14 protein-coding genes are annotated in these 17571 nt (G+C 70.5%); 1 reads left to right on the forward strand and 13 read right to left on the reverse strand.

The genetic code is table 11. The features are described from left to right. The first annotated feature begins 20 nt into the window (after window positions 1–20). Window positions 21–3164: an isoleucine--tRNA ligase gene (gene ileS / locus IE294_RS08530; RefSeq protein ID WP_189883957.1), complete on the forward strand. Its 3144-nt coding sequence runs from the start codon at window positions 21–23 to the stop codon at window positions 3162–3164. A 171-nt stretch (window positions 3165–3335) separates the two neighbouring features. Here the strand turns inward: ileS and IE294_RS08535 are convergent, their stop codons facing one another. The 13 genes from IE294_RS08535 to IE294_RS08595 form a co-directional block, all read right to left on the reverse strand. Further along, the gene (locus tag IE294_RS08535) at window positions 3336–4490 is read right to left on the reverse strand and encodes a DivIVA domain-containing protein (protein ID WP_189883958.1); all 1155 of its coding nucleotides are present in this window, start codon (window positions 4488–4490) and stop codon (window positions 3336–3338) included. 54 nt (window positions 4491–4544) lie between these two features. Then, window positions 4545–4835 carry a YggT family protein gene (locus tag IE294_RS08540; protein ID WP_189883960.1) on the reverse strand — a complete coding sequence of 97 codons (291 nt, stop codon included), beginning with the start codon at window positions 4833–4835 and terminating at the stop codon, window positions 4545–4547. A 60-nt stretch (window positions 4836–4895) separates the two neighbouring features. After that, window positions 4896–5537, reverse strand: a complete 642-nt coding sequence (locus tag IE294_RS08545; RefSeq protein ID WP_030642042.1) for a cell division protein SepF — start codon at window positions 5535–5537, stop codon at window positions 4896–4898. Between the two features lie 128 nt (window positions 5538–5665). Next, on the reverse strand, window positions 5666–6385 hold the full coding sequence (locus tag IE294_RS08550) for a YggS family pyridoxal phosphate-dependent enzyme (RefSeq protein ID WP_189883962.1): 720 nt from the start codon (window positions 6383–6385) through the stop codon (window positions 5666–5668). A gap of 6 nt (window positions 6386–6391) precedes the next feature. Further along, window positions 6392–7123, reverse strand: a complete 732-nt coding sequence (gene pgeF / locus IE294_RS08555; RefSeq protein WP_189883964.1) for a peptidoglycan editing factor PgeF — start codon at window positions 7121–7123, stop codon at window positions 6392–6394. Beyond that, complete coding sequence (gene ftsZ, locus IE294_RS08560; protein WP_189815644.1) at window positions 7120–8328, reverse strand: cell division protein FtsZ; 1209 nt, start codon at window positions 8326–8328, stop codon at window positions 7120–7122. The genes pgeF and ftsZ overlap by 4 nt, the downstream gene beginning before the upstream one ends. A 279-nt stretch (window positions 8329–8607) precedes the next feature. Continuing rightward, complete coding sequence (locus IE294_RS08565; RefSeq protein ID WP_189884108.1) at window positions 8608–9402, reverse strand: cell division protein FtsQ/DivIB; 795 nt, start codon at window positions 9400–9402, stop codon at window positions 8608–8610. 29 nt (window positions 9403–9431) lie between these two features. Next, a complete protein-coding gene (murG, locus tag IE294_RS08570; RefSeq protein WP_030347867.1) occupies window positions 9432–10520 on the reverse strand; it encodes an undecaprenyldiphospho-muramoylpentapeptide beta-N-acetylglucosaminyltransferase in 1089 nt (362 codons plus the stop codon). Between the two features lie 6 nt (window positions 10521–10526). Next, entirely contained in the window at window positions 10527–11906 is a 1380-nt protein-coding gene (gene ftsW, locus IE294_RS08575) for a putative lipid II flippase FtsW (RefSeq protein ID WP_189883966.1), read from the reverse strand. Between the two features lie 68 nt (window positions 11907–11974). Continuing rightward, window positions 11975–13417: a UDP-N-acetylmuramoyl-L-alanine--D-glutamate ligase gene (gene murD, locus IE294_RS08580; RefSeq protein WP_189883968.1), complete on the reverse strand. Its 1443-nt coding sequence runs from the start codon at window positions 13415–13417 to the stop codon at window positions 11975–11977. Beyond that, the gene (gene mraY, locus IE294_RS08585; RefSeq protein ID WP_030347870.1) at window positions 13399–14469 is read right to left on the reverse strand and encodes a phospho-N-acetylmuramoyl-pentapeptide-transferase; all 1071 of its coding nucleotides are present in this window, start codon (window positions 14467–14469) and stop codon (window positions 13399–13401) included. Before mraY ends, murD begins: the two co-directional genes overlap by 19 nt. Beyond that, a complete protein-coding gene (locus IE294_RS08590; protein ID WP_189883970.1) occupies window positions 14469–15884 on the reverse strand; it encodes a UDP-N-acetylmuramoyl-tripeptide--D-alanyl-D-alanine ligase in 1416 nt (471 codons plus the stop codon). Before IE294_RS08590 ends, mraY begins: the two co-directional genes overlap by 1 nt. 28 nt (window positions 15885–15912) lie before the next feature. After that, window positions 15913–17568, reverse strand: coding sequence for a UDP-N-acetylmuramoyl-L-alanyl-D-glutamate--2,6-diaminopimelate ligase (locus tag IE294_RS08595; RefSeq protein ID WP_189883972.1), 1656 nt, complete (start codon window positions 17566–17568; stop codon window positions 15913–15915). Window positions 17569–17571: the final 3 nt, after the last annotated feature.

Raw genomic sequence — 17571 nt, forward strand, 5'->3', positions numbered from 1 at the left:
CCGTTGGAGGATGCTCGCAGATGACAGCGCCGACGTACCGCCAGGTGCCCGCACAGGTCGACCTGCCCGCTCTTGAGCACGCCGTGCTCGACTTCTGGCGCGAGCAGAAGATCTTCGCCAAGAGCCTGGAGCAGTCCGAGGGCCGCCCGGAATGGGTGTTCTACGAGGGCCCGCCCACCGCGAACGGCATGCCCGGCGCCCACCACATCGAGGCCCGCGTCTTCAAGGACGTCTTCCCCCGCTTCCGCACCATGCGCGGCTACCACGTGGCCCGCAAGGCGGGCTGGGACTGCCACGGCCTGCCCGTCGAGCTGGCCGTCGAGAAGGAGCTGGGCTTCTCCGGCAAACCGGACATCGAGGCGTACGGCATCGCCGAGTTCAACGCCAAGTGCCGCGAGTCCGTGACCCGGCACACCGACGCGTTCGCCGAGCTGACGACCCGCATGGGCTACTGGGTCGACCTGGACGACGCCTACCGGACCATGGACCCCGACTACGTGCAGTCGGTGTGGTGGTCGCTGAAGCAGATCTTCGACAAGGGGCTCCTCACCCAGGACTACCGGGTCGCCCCCTGGTGCCCGCGCTGCGGCACCGGCCTGTCCGACCACGAGCTGGCGCAGGGCTACGAGACGGTCGTCGACCCGTCGGTGTACGTCCGATTCCCGCTCACCTCCGGTCCGCTCGCCGGCCAGGCCGCCCTCCTGGTGTGGACGACGACCCCCTGGACCCTGGTGTCCAACACGGCGGTCGCCGCGCACCCGGAGGTGACCTACGTGGTCGCCACCGACGGCGAGGAGAAGCTCGTCGTCGCCGAGCCGCTGGTCGGCAAGGCGCTCGGCGAGGGCTGGGAGACCACGGGCCAGACCTTCACCGGTGCCGAGATGGAGCGCTGGACGTACCAACGCCCGTTCGAGCTGGTGGAGTTCCCGGCCCCGGCGCACTTCGTCGTGAACGCCGAGTACGTCACCACCGACGACGGTACGGGCCTGGTGCACCAGTCCCCGGCCTTCGGTGAGGACGACCTCAAGGTCTGCCGCTCCTACGGCCTGCCGGTCGTGAACCCGGTCCGCCCGGACGGCACCTTCGAGGAGGACGTCCCGCTGGTCGGCGGCGTCTTCTTCAAGAAGGCGGACGAACAGCTCACCGAGGACCTGAACCAGCGCGGCCTGTTGTTCAAGCACCTGCCGTACGAACACAGCTACCCGCACTGCTGGCGCTGCCACACCGCGCTGCTCTACTACGCACAGCCCTCCTGGTACATCCGCACGACGGCCATCAAGGACCGGCTCATCCAGGAGAACGAGAAGACCAACTGGTTCCCGGAGACGGTCAAGCACGGCCGGTACGGCGACTGGCTGAACAACAACATCGACTGGGCGCTGTCCCGCAACCGCTACTGGGGCACCCCGCTGCCGATCTGGCGCTGCGAGGAGGACCACCTCACCTGCGTCGGCTCCCTCACCGAGCTGAGCGAGCTGACCGGCACCGACCAGTCGGGCCTCGACCCGCACCGCCCGTACATCGACGAGGTCACCTTCGCCTGCCCGCACGAGGGCTGCGGCGCGACGGCCACGCGCGTGCCGGAGGTCATCGACGCCTGGTACGACTCGGGCTCGATGCCGTTCGCGCAGTGGGGCTACCCGTACAAGAACAAGGAGCTGTTCGAGAGCCGGTACCCAGCGCAGTTCATCTCCGAGGCGATCGACCAGACCCGTGGCTGGTTCTACACGCTGATGGCCGTCGGCACGCTCGTCTTCGACCAGTCGTCGTACGAGAACGTCGTCTGCCTGGGCCACATCCTGGCCGAGGACGGCCGCAAGATGTCCAAGCACCTGGGCAACATCCTCCAGCCGATCCCGCTCATGGACCAGCACGGCGCGGACGCGGTGCGCTGGTTCATGGCGGCCGGCGGCTCCCCGTGGGCGGCGCGCCGGGTGGGCCACGGCACCATCCAGGAGGTCGTCCGCAAGACGCTGCTGACCTACTGGAACACGGTCGCCTTCCAGGCCCTGTACGCCCGTACGTCGAACTGGGCGCCGTCCGCGGCGGACCCGGCGCCGGCCGAGCGGCCGGTGCTGGACCGCTGGCTGCTGTCCGAACTGCACGCGCTCACCGACCAGGTGACGCAGGCACTGGAGGCGTACGACACCCAGCGCGCCGGCAAGCTGCTGTCCGCGTTCGTCGACGACCTGTCGAACTGGTACGTCCGCCGTTCCCGCCGCCGTTTCTGGCAGGGCGACAAGGCCGCGCTGCGCACGCTGCACGAGGTGCTGGAGACGGTCACCAAGCTGATGGCGCCGATCACCCCGTTCATCACCGAGCAGGTGTGGCAGGACATGGTCGTTCCGGTCACCCCGGGCGCGCCGGAGTCCGTGCACCTGGCCACCTGGCCGCAGGCGGACCTGTCGTCGATCGACCCGGAGCTGTCGAAGCAGATGGTCCTGGTCCGCCGGCTGGTGGAGCTGGGCCGTGCCACGCGCGCGGAGTCCGGTGTCAAGACGCGTCAGCCGCTGTCGCGGGCGCTGATCGCGGCGAGCGGGTTCGAGGCCCTGGACCGGGAGCTGCACGCGCAGATCACGGAGGAGCTGAACGTCGAGGGACTGGCGTCGCTCAGCGAGGTCGGCGGCAGCCTGGTCGACACGACCGCGAAGGCCAACTTCCGGGCGCTCGGCAAGCGGTTCGGCAAGCGGGTGCAGGACGTGGCGAAGGCGATCGCCGCCGCCGACGCCGCCGCGCTGTCCCTCGCCCTGCGCGAGGGCACGGCCTCCGTGGAGGTCGACGGTGAGACGGTCGCCCTCGCTCCGGACGAGGTGATCATCACGGAGACCCCGCGCGAGGGCTGGTCGGTGGCCTCCGACTCCGGTGCCACGGTGGCGCTGGACCTGGAGATCACCGAGGAGCTGCGGCAGGCGGGCCTGGCCCGTGACGCGATCCGGCTGATCCAGGAGGCCCGCAAGAACAGCGGACTGGATGTCGCCGACCGCATCGCGCTGCGCTGGACGTCCACGGACCCGGCTGTGGTCGCGGCCCTCATCGAGCACGCGGGGCTGATCGCCGACGAGGTCCTGTCGACCGACTTCGGCCAGGGCGAGGCCGACGACAGCTTCGGTGAGCCGTTCACCGACGAGGGGCTGTCCCTCACGTTCCGGCTGCGCAAGGCGTAAGCGCCGAGCGGTTCGAGGAAGGGCCCGGTCTCCCCCAGGGAGGCCGGGCCCTTCGTTCATGGTTCCGTCCGCATGCAACCCGCGTAAAAAGGGCGGGCCCCCAGGACCGAAGTCCGGGGGGCCCGCCCTATCAGACGCTGCCGACGTCGTTGTCGTACTGGTGCCCGGTGCTCAGTTGTCGTCCTCGTCGATCAGGAACCCACGCATCGGCGAGGGAGCCTGACCCATCGGGGACGGGCCCTGCGGGCGGACCGGGGCCATGGGCTGGGTCATGGCCGGGGTCATCTGCTGCTGACCGCCGTACGACGGGGCGGACGGCGAGGGGTTGCCGCCCATCGTCTGGTTACCGCCGTAGGACGGTGCGCTCGCGCCGGCCGGGGCCATGGAGGGCGCCGGGGACGGCGGCAGGGACGCGGCGGCCGGGGTGCGCGGCGGGGCCAGCGAGTCGTCGGCCTGGGTCTCCAGCTGACGCAGCTGCGACTCCAGGTACGACTTCAGGCGCGTGCGGTACTCGCGCTCGAAGCCGCGCAGGTCCTCGACCTTGCGCTCCAGCGTGGCGCGGGCGGACTCCAGGGAGCCCATGGCAACGCGGTGCTTCTCCTGCGCGTCCCGCTCCAGGGCGTCGGCCTTGGCACGGGCGTCACGCTCCAGACCCTCGGCGCGGCTGCGGGCCTCGCCGACGATCTTGTTGGCCTCGGAGCGGGCCTCGGCGATCGCCTGGTCGGCGGTCTGCTGGGCCAGCGAGAGGACACGGGCGGCGCTGTCGCCACCGGGGCCCTGACCGGGGCCGCCCATCGGACCGCCCATGGGGCCACCCATGGGACCGCCCATCGGGCCGCCCATCTGCTGCTGCATGGGCGGCTGTCCGCCCATCGGGCCCTGACCCATCGGACCCTGACCCATCGGACCCTGGCCCATCGGGCCGGGACCCTGCGGGCCGCCCTGACCGCCGGGGCCGGCGGGCAGCTGCGGGGCACCGCTCGGCAGCTGGGGCGGACCACCCATGGGGCCACCCATCTGCTGCTGCGGCGGGCCCGATATCCCGGCGGGCACCGGAGCGCCGGGACCTCGCATGCCCTGCTGCTGCTGGTGCTGCTGCTGTTGCTGGTCCTGCTCCGGGGGCTTGCGCGCGTTCTGCTGGTTCTGCGCGGCGGCACGGGTGGCCGCGGCCAGCTTGGCGCGCAGGTCCTCGTTCTCGCGGAGCAGACGCGTCAGTTCGGCTTCGACCTCGTCGAGGAAGGCATCGACCTCGTCCTCGTCATAGCCTTCTCGGAGGCGGACGGTCGTGAACTGCTTGTTCCGCACGTCCTCGGGGGTCAACGGCATCTCTTCACCTCAACGTAGTCATCGGCAGTCGGCAAGACCGGATCGTCCCCATCCTCATGTCACGAAGCTCCGCGCGACGGCGATGAGAATGTAGACGATGATCATCAGTACGAAGAAGGACAGGTCGAGCGCCACGCCCCCGAGACGCAGCGGCGGGATGAACCGCCGCAGAAGCTTCAGCGGTGGATCGGTGACAGTGTAGGTGGCCTCCAGTACGACCACCATCGCCTTGCCGGGTTGCCACGAGCGGGCGAACTGGAAAACGTAGTCCATGACCAGCCGGAAGATGAGCACGACGAGGAACACCATCAGCGCGATGTAGATCACCTGCGCGAACACGCTCATGGCCTGTGGTTCCCTCTCCCCTGTTCCGTGCTCTTCCGTGCTTCGATCCGGTCGTACGTCTCAGCTCTGGTTGAAGAACCCGCCCTCTGCGATGCGGGCCTTGTCCTCCGCCGTGACATCGACGTTAGCAGGAGACAACAGGAACACCTTCTGCGTCACCCGCTCGATGCTGCCGTGAAGACCAAACACCAAACCGGCCGCAAAGTCGACAAGTCGCTTGGCGTCTGTGTCATCCATCTCAGTCAGATTCATGATCACCGGGGTGCCCTCACGGAAGTGTTCCCCGATGGTACGGGCCTCGTTGTAGGTCCTAGGGTGAAGCGTGGTGATCCGGTAAGGCTCTCGTTCCGACACGACCTTGGGCATGATCACCGGCGCGTTCTTCTCCAGGGACTGACGTTCTTGTGTGATGGATGCCACGGGCGCGATCCGCGCCGGACGTCCGGATTCCGCGGCGAGCGAAGTCGAACGGGCCACCGGTTCGCGAGGCGCGGGCGGTTGTACGATTCGCACCTCTTCGTCCCTTTGGGACTGGTGTGCACCGTGCGACTGGTGCGACGGCTCGTGCCGTCGGTGGTCCCGCTCGGGCTCCGGGTCCAACTCGGGCTCGAAGTCGTCGTCGGGGTCGAATCCGCGGCCGTCGTACCCATCGTCCTCCACGAGGCCGAGGTAGACCGCCATCTTGCGCATCGCGCCGGCCATGCTCTGAGTCCTCCGCTCTGTGGTGGATCGACTGACGACTGCCAAGTGCCCGCGATCCACGTGGTCGTTGTGCCCGTCTTGGCGCGCACTGACCATATTTTCTGCTGTGGTCCGACTTCCTGGCGACGTTACCCGAGCCTGGGGCGGACTCCGAGTACCGCGGTGCCGACGCGCACATGTGTCGCCCCGGCGGCCACGGCCTGTTCGAGGTCCGCGCTCATCCCTGCCGACACCATGGTTGCAGCCGGATGAGCCTGGCGCAGGTCAGTCGACAAAACCACCAGGCGCTCGAACGCCGCCTGTTCGCGTCCCGCGTACTCCCCGGTGAGCGGAGCGACGGTCATCAGACCGTCGAGCCGCAGCCCGGGTGCCTCGGCGACGAGGTCGGCCAACTCTTCGATTCCCTCCGGGCCCACGCCACCGCGTTCGCCCCTGCCGCTCGCTCCGGCGTCGAGCGCGACCTGGATGAGACAGCCCACCTCGCGCTCCGCCCGCACCGCCTCCTTCGACAGCGCGGCGACGAGCCGCGAACGGTCGACCGACTGCACGACATCGGCGTAACCGACCACGGAACGCACCTTGTTGGTCTGCAACTGACCGACAAAGTGCCACTTCAGGGGCAGATCCGCACAGGCGGCGGCCTTCGGGGCCGCGTCCTGGTCGCGGTTCTCGGCGACGTGGCGCACACCGAGTTCCGACAGGATCCGCACGTCGCTCGCCGGATAGGTCTTGGTGACCACGATCAGGGTCACTTCCTCCCGCGCGCGCCCGGCCGCCGCGCACGCGGCGGTGATGCGCTCTTCCACTTTCGCCAGGTTCGCGGCGAGTTCGGTCTTACGGTCCGTCATGCCCCATCAGTCCAGCCAGACATAGCCCGCGAGCCGCCCGGTGGTGCGGTCGCGGCGGTACGAGAAGTGGTCGCCCGACTCCAGCGTGCACACCGGCGCCTGCGCCCGGTCGCACACCCCGAGCCGGTCGAGCTGCGCGTGCACCCCGGCGCTCACATCGAGCGCCGGCGTGCCCCAGCTCGTCTCGGCGTGCGCCGCCGGCTCGACGGCGGCCACCTCGGCGCGCATCGCCTCCGGCACCTCGTAGCACCGGCCGCACACGGACGGGCCGCTGCGGACGACGATCCGGCGCGCCTCGGCACCGAGTTCGACCATGGCGCGCACGGCGGCGGGGACGACCCCCTTGACCATGCCGGGCCGGCCGGCGTGGGCCGCCGCGACGATCCCGGCGACGGGGTCGGCCAGCAGCACCGGCACGCAGTCGGCGGTGAGGACGGCGAGGGCGAGCCCGCGCCGGGCGGTGACGATCGCGTCGACCTCCGGCACCGGGTTCCCCGCACCCCACGGCTCGTCCACCACGACGACGTCGGCGCCGTGCACCTGGTTCATCCAGACGACCCGGCCGGGGTCCAGGCCGAGCGACTTGGCCGCCAGCTCCCGGTTGCCCCGTACCGCCTCGGGCGCGTCGCCGACCGCGCCGCCGAGGTTCAGCTCCTCATACGGAGCGGCGCTCACCCCGCCCCACCGGTCGGTGAAGGCGAAGTGCGCGCCGCTCACGCTCTCGCGCTGTCCTATCACTTGAGGAAGTCCGGGACGTCCAGCTCCTCGGCCGCGCTGTCCGAGTAGGTCCGGGGCGCCGGCGGCACCGGCGGGGCGACCGGGATCTCGGTCACCGGCTCGGGAGCCGGCTCCGGCTCCTCCTTCGGCTTGACGCTGCCCAGCGAGCCGAAGGACGGACGGCTCGGCTCGCTCGGCCGGGCCGGAGCGGGCTCCTCGCGGCGGGCGGGGGCCGGTCCGGAGGCCGTGCCGAGGACGTTGTCCCGGCGGGCGGGCGGCTGGCCGCCGTCGAAGCCGGCCGCGATCACGGTGACCCGGACCTCGTCGCCGAGGGCGTCGTCGATGACCGCGCCGAAGATGATGTTGGCCTCGGGGTGGGCGGCCTCGCTGACCAGTTGAGCGGCCTCGTTGATCTCGAACAGGCCGAGGTCGGAGCCGCCGGAGATGGAGAGCAGCACGCCGCGGGCGCCGTCGATGGACGCCTCCAGCAGCGGCGAGGAGATCGCCATCTCGGCCGCGGCCACCGCGCGGTCGTCGCCGCGGGCCGAGCCGATGCCCATGAGGGCCGAACCGGCCTCGGACATGACCGACTTGACGTCGGCGAAGTCGAGGTTGATCAGGCCGGGGGTGGTGATGAGGTCGGTGATGCCCTGAACACCGGAGAGCAGGACCTGGTCGGCGGACTTGAAGGCGTCCAGGACCGAGACCTGGCGGTCCGAGATGGACAGCAGCCGGTCGTTCGGGATGACGATGAGGGTGTCGACCTCTTCGCGGAGTTCGGCGATGCCGTCCTCGGCCTGGTTCGCGCGGCGCCGCCCCTCGAAGGTGAACGGGCGGGTGACCACGCCGATGGTGAGGGCGCCCAGCGAGCGCGCGATGTTGGCCACGACGGGCGCGCCGCCGGTGCCGGTGCCGCCGCCTTCACCGGCCGTCACGAAGACCATGTCGGCCCCCTTGAGGACCTCCTCGATCTCCTCGCGGTGGTCCTCGGCGGCCTTGCGGCCGACGGCCGGGTTGGCTCCGGCGCCGAGTCCGCGGGTGAGTTCGCGGCCGACGTCGAGTTTGACGTCGGCGTCGCTCATCAACAGCGCCTGTGCGTCGGTGTTGATGGCGATGAACTCGACGCCCTTGAGACCGACCTCGATCATCCGGTTGATGGCATTGACACCACCGCCGCCGACACCGATGACCTTGATGACTGCGAGGTAGTTCTGCGGTGCTGCCACGTCGAAGGCCTCTCGCCTCGAATTACGTTGTCGCCGCCGTGCGGTGCCCCGCGCCGGGACGACGGATGCCGAATGGGACGGTCCGTAACGCCGACCCGAACCCTAACCCTGAAGTTTAGGGTTACCAGTGTGTCTGTTCCCTGGAGTCTTCTGAACAGGACACTAAGTCGACAAGTGGCGCCCGTTCAACGAACACGCCGAACCTCCCGTTTTTCTTTTCACCCTATGTGATCAGCCGTAGCGGTGCCCAACCAGGGTGCTGGCCTGCGCGGATGTGCGTCAACTACCCGATGACGCAGGGGCGGTGGGAACGCTGACATCGAAGTGCCGCGCGCTGGGAGATGCTTTCATGAGAGCCGTGAGGGCCCGTGCCTTGGCGCGGCCCTGTTCGCCGCTGCCCCACTCGACGGTGCGACCGCCGGCCAGCTCCAGCGTGATGTCGTCGTAGGTGCGCACGTGGACGTTCCGGGCGGCCTTCGCCACGGCGGCCGGCAGGTCCCCCGCGACCCGGACCGCCTCGCGCACCAGCCGGTCGGTGCCGAAGCGCCGGAAGCTGGCGGCGCCCGGACCCGTCCGGGACGCGGACAAGCGCAGCATCGGAACGCCGTTCGGCGCCTGCGCGACCGTGGCGAAGCGGACACCGTCGTCGTCGACTTCGACGAAGTCCGCGCCCTTTCGGATCAGCAGAACCGGAGTGCGCTCGATCACTTTCAGGCTGATTCCGTGCGGCCAGGAACGAACCACTTCTACGGTGTCAATTCGGGGCAATTTCTGGCGAAGCCGGGCTTCGATGGCATCCATGTCGGCGGAAATCATCGGTTTCCCGACAGGCACGGCCGCCGCCCGGCGCACCTCGGCCGGCGTCAGCACGCGCGTGCCCGACACCGAGACGTGCTCGACGCGCAGCCACGTCGAGCCGTACAAGACCCAAACGGAACCGGCGCCGAGGAGCACGAGGAGGGCGGCCAGGGCGGCGATCGCGCGAAGGCGCCGCCGGCCCGGCCCGCGGGCGGGCGGCGGGCCGGACGACTCCTGCTGGCGTTCACCGCGCTCGGCGGTGGAGGGTCCGGCCACGCTGCTCACTGCCCTTTCGTCATACGGTCCTATCGGCGTGAGGCGATCGCCTCGTACACCATGCCGACGAGCAGGTCGTCGGCGTCCCGGCGGCCGAACTCGCTCGCCGCGCGGGACATCTCGTACAACCGGTGCGGGTCGGCGAGCACGGGCAGCACGTTCTGCTGCACCCACTCGGGGGTCAGGTCCGCGTCGTCGACGAGGAGTCCGCCGCCGGCCTTGACCACCGGCTGGGCGTTGAGCCGCTGTTCGCCGTTGCCGATGGGCAGCGGGACGTACGCGGCCGGGAGTCCGACGGCGGAGAGTTCGGCGACGGTCATCGCGCCCGCGCGGCAGAGCATCATGTCGGCCGCGGCGTACGCGAGGTCCATCCGGTCCAGGTAACTTACCGGGATATAGGGGGGCATTCCCGGCATCTGCTGCACCTGCGGCAGTTCGTTCTTCGGGCCGACCGCGTGCAGGATCTGGATGCCGGCCTGCTGGAGCCACGGGGCGACCGTCTGGGTCACCTCGTTCAGCCGCCGGGCGCCCTGCGAACCGCCGGAGACGAGCAGCGTGGGCAGGTTGGGGTCGAGGCCGAAGCGGTGGCGGGCCTCGGGGCGGACGGCGGCGCGGTCCAGCGTGGCGATGGAGCGGCGCAGCGGGATGCCGATGTAGCGGGCGTCACGCAGCTTGCTGTCCGGGGTGGAGACGGCGACCCGGGCCGCGTACCGCGAGCCGATCTTGTTGGCCAGGCCCGGACGGGCGTTGGCCTCGTGGATCACGATGGGCACACCGAGGCGCTTGGCGGCCAGGTAGCCGGGCAGGGCGACATAGCCGCCGAAGCCGACCACGCAGTCCGCCTTGGTGCGCTCCAGGATCTGCTCGGCCGCCTTGATCGTGCCGCGCAGCCGGCCCGGGACGGTGATCAGCTCGGGGGTGGGCTTGCGCGGCAGCGGCACCGCCGGGATCAGCGCCAGCTCGTAGCCGCGCTCCGGGACGAGCCGGGTCTCCAGGCCGCGCTCCGTGCCCAGGGCCGTGATCCCCACGGTCGGGTCCTGCCTGCGCAGGGCGTCCGCGAGGGCGAGCGCGGGCTCGATGTGGCCGGCGGTCCCCCCACCGGCGAGTACGACATGCACCGAAATTCACCGCTCTCCGGACGAACGCGCCGCCGAGGCACGCCGTCGCATCGTGTTCCATCTCCGAGGAGCCCCGGTCGGCCTTTTGACGGGCCCTGGGTCTCCCGCCCGCTTTCTACCAAAGCGAGGTTGCCGCATCGCAAGCGCTGCCCGCGCAGCGGGCTCGTCGCGCGCGAAGGCGATCAGCAGCCCGATGGCGAACATGGTCGGCAGCAGGGCGGACCCTCCGTAGGAGAACAGCGGGAGGGGGACACCGGCGATCGGCAGCAGACCGAGCACCGCACCGATGTTGATCACCGCCTGGGCGGTGATCCAGGTGGTCACGCCTCCCGCGGCATACCTCACGAAGGGGTCCTCCGTGCGTCCGGCCACGCGGATACCCGCATAGCCTAGAGCCGCGAACAGGGCGAGCACCGACAGCGTCCCCGCCAGGCCCAGCTCCTCACCGGTGACGGCGAAGATGAAGTCGGTGTGCGCTTCCGGGAGTTGGCCCCATTTTTCCACACTCGCGCCGAGTCCGGAGCCGAAGAGTCCGCCGGAGGCCAGGGCGTAGATGCCGTGCACGGCCTGCCAGCAGTCGGCGACCCCGGCCTTGGGCTCGGTGGCACCGATGCAGGCGAGGCGGGCCATCCGGTTGGGGCTCGTCTTGATGAGCGTCACACCGATCAGGCCGGCGACGGACAGCACACCCGCGAACAGCCGGGTCGGGGCGCCCGCCAGCCAGAGCAGGCCGAAGAGGATCGCCGTGAGGATGATCGCGGTGCCCATGTCGCCGCCGAGCATGATCAGCCCGAGCAGCAGGAACGCGACCGGGACCAGCGGCACCAGCATGTGCTTCCACTGGGTCAGCAGCTTCCTCTCGTGCTTGCGGGCGATCAGGTCCGCGCCCCACAGCACCAGGGCGAGCTTGCCGAACTCGCTGGGCTGGATCTGGAAGGAGCCGCCGAGGGAGATCCAGTTCTGGTTGCCGTTGACCGCCATCCCTATCCCGGGCACCTGCACCAGGGCCATCAGGAAGACGGCGCCGGCGAGGATCGGGTAGGCCAGCGCCCGGTGCAGCTTCACCGGCATGCGGGAGGCGGCGAACAGCAGTGCGCCGCCGATCAGCGCGGCGAGGAACTGCTTGCGGAAGAAGTAGGACCCGGGGAGCGACAGCTGGAGCGCGGTGATCTGGGAGGCCGAGTAGACCATCACCAGGCCCAGCACCGTGATCAGCACACTGCCGCCGACGATCAGGTAGTAGGCGGTCAGCGGCCGGTCCCAGGCCCTGCGCGCGCGCGTGTAGAGCCGTTGAACGGGGTTCTCGCGCGGGGGCCGGGGAACGGCGGAGCGCGGGCGCCGGGACGCCCGCTGCACGGGTGGCCGGCCGGTACGGCTACTGGGCATCGGCGCCTCCGCTGAACGTCGACCGTCCCACGCGTCCCTCCCAAGATCCGCCCGGCAGGCGGCCGGGGTCAGGCGCCGAGTTCGCGGACCGCCGCCGCGAACGCGTCACCGCGCTGGTTGTAGTTGGTGAACATGTCCATGGAGGCACAGGCCGGAGCCAGCAGCACCGTGTCACCGGGCTGAGCCAGCCGCTTCGCTTCCGTCACCGCCTGGAGCATCGCCCCAGTGTCGGTCCGGTCGAGGTCGACCACGGGTACTTCCGGCGCGTGTCGCGCGAGGGCGTCGCGGATCAGGGCACGATCGGCACCGATCAGGACGGCACCGCGAAGCCGCTTCGCCGACCTGGCGACCAGCTCGTCGAAGGTCGCGCCCTTCGCCAGACCGCCCGCGATCCATACGATCGGTTCATATGACGCCAACGACGCTTCCGCGGCGTGGGTATTGGTCGCCTTGGAGTCGTCCACGTACGCGACCCCGTCGATGTCGGCGACGTGCGCGATGCGGTGGGCGTCCGGGCGGAAGGCCCGCAGACCGTCCCGTACGGCGCTCGCGGGCACCCCGAAGGCGCGGGCGAGGGCGGCGGCGGCGAGGGCGTTGGCGATGTTGTGCGGCGCGGGCGGGTCGACGTCGGAGACCTCGGCCAGCTCCTGCGCGTTCTTCTGCCGGTTCTCGACGAAGGCCCGGTCGACCAGGATGCCGTCCACGACGCCGAGTTGGGAGGGGCCGGGCGTGCCGAGCGTGAACCCGACGGCACGGCAGCCCTCTTCGACGTCGGCCTCGCGCACGAGGTCCTCGGTGGCCTTGTCGGCGACGTTGTAGACGCAGGCGATCTGGTTGCCCTCGTAGATGCGGCCCTTGTCGCGCGCGTACGCCTCCATGGAGCCGTGCCAGTCCAGGTGGTCCGGCGCGAGGTTGAGGACCACCGCGGAGTGCGCCCGCAGGGAGGGAGCCCAGTGGAGCTGGTAGCTGGACAGCTCCACGGCGAGGACGTCGTAGTGCTCCTCGCCGAGGACCGCGTCCAGCAGGGAGACGCCGATGTTGCCCACGGCGGCCGTGCGCAGGCCCGCCGCCTTCAGGATGGAGGCGAGCATCTGGACGGTCGTGGTCTTGCCGTTGGTGCCCGTCACCGCCAGCCAGGGGGCCGCGTCCGGGCCGCGCAGCCGCCAGGCCAGCTCCACGTCGCCCCAGACCGGCACACCGGCCTTCCCGGCGGCGAGGAACAGCGGCTTGTCCGGCTTCCAGCCGGGCGCGGTGACGATCAGCTCGGTGCCCTCCGGCAGGGTCTCGCCGTCGCCGAGGCGCACGGTGATGCCGAGCGCCTCCAGCTCCGCGGCCTGTTCCCGCGCGCGTGCGTCGTCGCCGTCGTTGACGACGGTGACGATCGCCCCGCGCGCGTGCAGCACTTTCGCCGCCGGGACGCCGGAGACGCCGAGCCCGGCGACGGTGACGTGCTTGCCCTGGAAGTCGGAAGGCCCAGAAGGCACCGAGGAGGTCACTTGTCCGCTGCCCATCCCGCGTAGAAGAGGCCCAGTCCGACGATCACACAGATGCCCTGGATGATCCAGAATCGGACCACCACCAGGACCTCGGACCAGCCCTTGAGTTCGAAGTGGTGCTGGAGCGGTGCCATCCGGAAGACGCGCTTGCCGGTGAGCCGGAAGGAGCCGACCTGGATGACGACCGACATGGTGATGAGGACGAACAGGCCGCCCATGATGGCCACCAGCAGCTCCGTGCGGGAGAGGATGGCCAGGCCGGTGAGGACACCGCCGAGGGCGAGCGAGCCGGTGTCGCCCATGAAGATCTTCGCCGGCGAGGTGTTCCACCACAGGAAGCCGAGGCAGGCACCCATCAGCGCGGAGGCGACGACCGCGAGGTCGAGCGGGTCGCGCACCTCGTAGCAGGCGCCGGGATTGGTCAGGGTGCCCGCGTTGGCGCAGGACTCCTGGAACTGCCAGACGCCGATGAAGGTGTAGGCGCCGAAGACGAGCACGGAGGCGCCGGTGGCCAGACCGTCCAGACCGTCGGTGAGGTTCACGCCGTTCGACATCGCGAGGATCATGAACAGCGCCCAGACGACGAACAGCACCGGGCCGATGGACCAGCCGAAGTCGGTGATGAACGACAGCTTGGTGGAGGCCGGGGTGTTGCCGCGGGCGTCGGAGAACTGGAGCGACAGCACGGCGAAGGCGATGCCGACGATCAGCTGGCCGGCCATCTTGGCCTTGGCGCGCAGGCCCAGCGAGCGCCGCTTGACGATCTTGATGTAGTCGTCGAGGAAGCCGACCAGGCCCATGCCGAACATCAGGCCGAGGACCAGCAGCCCGGAGTAGGTGGGCGGGTAACCGGTGATGAGCTTGCTCAGGAAGTACGCGGCGATCGTCGCCAGGATGAAGGCGATACCGCCCATGGTCGGCGTACCGCGCTTGCTGGCGTGCTCGCGCGGGCCGTCGTCACGGATGTACTGGCCGTAGCCCTTGCGGGCGAGGAGCTTGATCAGCAGCGGGGTGCCGACCAGCGTCAGGAAGAGGCCAATGACTCCTGAGAACAGGATCTGCTTCATCATCGGGCGGCAACCTCACCCTCGGCACCGGTCTCGACGAGCGCCTGGGCGACGCTCTCCAGACCCACCGAACGGGACGCCTTCACGAGCACGACGTCCCCCGGGCGCAACTCGCTGCGCAACAGGTCGATCGCCGCCTGTGCGTCGGACACGTGCACCGACTCCTCACCCCACGAACCCTCGTTATATGCGCCCAATTGCAGCCAGGAGGCCTCAATCCCCCCGACGGCGACGAGCTTGCTGACGTTGAGCCGGACGGCGAGCCGTCCGACGGCGTCGTGCTCGGCGAGCGCCTCGTCCCCCAGCTCGGCCATCTTGCCGAGCACCGCCCACGTGCGGCGCCCCTTGCCCATGGCCGCGAGCGCCCTGAGGGCGGCCCGCATGGACTCGGGGTTGGCGTTGTAGGCGTCGTTGACGATGGTCACGCCGTCCGGGCGCTCGGTGACCTCCATGCGCCAGCGGGAGAGGGAGCCCGCCTCGGAGAGCGCGGTGGCGATCTCTTCCGCGGACATGCCCAGCTCATGGGCGACGGCGGCCGCGGCGAGCGCGTTCGACACGTGGTGCTCACCGTACAGGCGCATCGTCAGATCACTTGCACCGGAGGGTGTGTGAAGCCTGAAGGAGGGCTGTCCGCTGTCCGTGAGTCGTACGTTCTCGGCCCGTACGTCCGCTTCGGCCGACTCTCCGAAAAGGACCACCTTCGCCTTGGTACGGGAGGCCATGGCCCGCACCAGCGGGTCGTCGGCGTTGAGGATCGCCACGCCGCCCTCCTCCGCCGGGGGAAGGGCCTCCACGAGTTCGCCCTTGGCCTGGGCGATCTGCTCACGTCCGCCGAACTCGCCGATGTGGGCGGTGCCGACGTTGAGCACCAGGCCGATCCTCGGCGGGGTGAGACCGGTGAGGTAGCGGATGTGCCCGATGCCCCGGGCGCCCATCTCCAGCACGAGGAACCGTGTCTCCTCGGTGGCGGACAGGGCGGTCAGCGGCAGCCCGATCTCGTTGTTGAGCGAGCCGGGCGTGAACACCGTCGGTGCCTTGCGCCGCAGCACCTGGGCGATGAGGTCCTTGGTGCTGGTCTTGCCCGCCGAGCCGGTCAGGGCGACGAGGGTCGCGCCGAGCCGGCGTACGACGTGCCGGGCGAGGGCGCCGAGGGCCGTCTGGACGTCCTCGACGACGATCGCGGGAACGCCGACCGGGCGGGAGGCCAGCACGGCGACCGCGCCGGCCTCGGTCACCGCCCGGGCGTAGTCGTGGCCGTCCACGCGCTCGCCGACGAAGGCGGCGAACAGGCTGCCGGGCACCACCTCGCGGGAGTCCCGGACGACCGGTCCCGTGACCTGCACGGACGGATCCGGTATGTCGTGCGTCTGCCCGCCGACGACTGCTGCGATCTCGGCGAGGGAGAGGGCGATCACAAGTTCATCCCCTGGGTCTTCTGGATTTTCATCCCTGGGTCTTCTGGATAGCTTCGCGAAGCACCTGGCGGTCGTCGAAGGGACGGACCACGCCGGCGATGTCCTGGCCCTGCTCATGGCCCTTGCCCGCGACCAGCACGGTGTCGCCGGCCTGGGCGCGGCCCACGGCGGCGGCCACGGCGGAGGCCCGGTCCTCGAAGAGGAGGACCTCGCCGCGCTCGTGCGCGGGCACGGAGGCCGCGCCCTGGAGCATGGTCGCGAGGATCGCGAGGGGATCCTCGGAGCGGGGGTTGTCGGAGGTCAGTACGGCCGTGTCGGCGAGCCGGGCCACGGCGGCGCCCATCGGGGCGCGCTTGGTCCGGTCGCGGTCGCCGCCGCAGCCGAGGACGACGTGCAGCCGCCCCTTGGTGACCTTGCGCAGCGCCTTGAGCACCGACTCCACGGCGTCGGTCTTGTGGGCGTAGTCGACCACCGCCAGGTAGGGCTGCCCGGCGTCGACGCGCTCCAGGCGGCCCGGGACGCCCGGGACGGCGGCGATGCCGTCGGCGGCGGTCTGCGGGTCGAGGCCGGCCGCGGCGAGGGCGACGACGGCGGCGAGGGTGTTCGCCACGTTGAAGGGGCCCGGCAGCGGTGACTTGGCGTGCACGCGCTCGCCGTTCGGACCGAGGACGGTGAACGTCGAGTCCATGGGACCGACCTGGACGTCCTGGGCGCGCCAGTCGGCGTCGGGGTGGCCCTCGGCGGAGAAGGTGACGACCGGCACGGTCGCCTCCTTCGCGAGCCGGCGGCCGTACTCGTCGTCGGCGTTGACCACGGCGAGTTTGCTGCGTTCCGGCGTGAACAGCTGTGCCTTGGCCCGGAAGTAGTCCTCCATGTCGGAGTGGAACTCCATGTGTTCCGGGCTGAGGTTGGTGAAGACGGCGATGTCGAAGACGCAGCCGTCGACCCGGCCGAGGACCAGGGCGTGGCTGGAGACCTCCATGGCGACCGCCTCGACGCCCCCTTCGCGCATGACGGCGAACAGGGCCTGGAGGTCGGTGGCTTCGGGCGTGGTGCGCTCGGACTTGATGCGCTCGTCGCCGATGCGGATCTCGACGGTGCCGATGAGGCCGGTCGAACGGACGGTCTTCAGGCCGCCTTCCACCAGGTAGGCGGTGGTGGTCTTGCCGGAGGTGCCGGTGATGCCGATCTGGAGCAGGTCGCGGCCCGGGTGGCGGTAGATCGTGGCCGCCAGCTCTCCCATCCGCCCGCGCGGGTCCTCGACCACCAGGACGGGCAGCCCGGACGCGGCGGCGCGCTCGGCGCCCGTGGGATCGGTGAGCACGGCGACGGCGCCCAGGCTCGCGGCCTGGGTGACGAAGTCGGCGCCGTGCAGCCGGGCGCCCGGGAGGGCGGCGTACAGGTCACCGGGGCGGACCGCGCGCGAGTCGTGGGTGATCCCCGTGACCTCGGCGGCGGCTTCCGGCGCGGTGACACCCAGCTGGCCGGCGAGCTCCGCGAGGGGTGTGGCGGGGAGCGTCGTCGGCCGGGGCAGTCCCGGATAGGTCACGGGTTGGCCCTTCTGGGTGATGGGGGACTGATCAGCGTGTGGCACGGCGGTGAGCGTACCGGGCGCACCCGCTCCGGAGCGAAGTGAGGGCCTGTGGGCGCCTTGGTTCCCGGGGTCCGGGGTGATCGTTGTCACGAG

It is taken from the genome of Streptomyces canarius (assembly GCF_014650735.1).
GTDB classification, from domain to species: Bacteria; Actinomycetota; Actinomycetes; order Streptomycetales; family Streptomycetaceae; genus Streptomyces; species Streptomyces olivaceoviridis.

Bases quoted from the DNA above. Each gene is read 5' to 3' on its own strand.
- IE294_RS08545 (WP_030642042.1), bottom strand. From the start codon at position 5,537: ATGGCCGGCGCGATGCGCAAGATGGCGGTCTACCTCGGCCTCGTGGAG.
- IE294_RS08550 (WP_189883962.1), bottom strand. From the start codon at position 6,385: ATGACGGACCGTAAGACCGAACTCGCCGCGAACCTGGCGAAAGTGGAA.
- IE294_RS08540 (WP_189883960.1), bottom strand. From the start codon at position 4,835: ATGAGCGTGTTCGCGCAGGTGATCTACATCGCGCTGATGGTGTTCCTC.
- mraY (WP_030347870.1), bottom strand. From the start codon at position 14,469: ATGAAGCAGATCCTGTTCTCAGGAGTCATTGGCCTCTTCCTGACGCTG.
- murD (WP_189883968.1), bottom strand. From the start codon at position 13,417: ATGGGCAGCGGACAAGTGACCTCCTCGGTGCCTTCTGGGCCTTCCGAC.
- ileS (WP_189883957.1), top strand. From the start codon at position 21: ATGACAGCGCCGACGTACCGCCAGGTGCCCGCACAGGTCGACCTGCCC.
- ftsW (WP_189883966.1), bottom strand. From the start codon at position 11,906: ATGCCCAGTAGCCGTACCGGCCGGCCACCCGTGCAGCGGGCGTCCCGG.
- IE294_RS08535 (WP_189883958.1), bottom strand. From the start codon at position 4,490: ATGCCGTTGACCCCCGAGGACGTGCGGAACAAGCAGTTCACGACCGTC.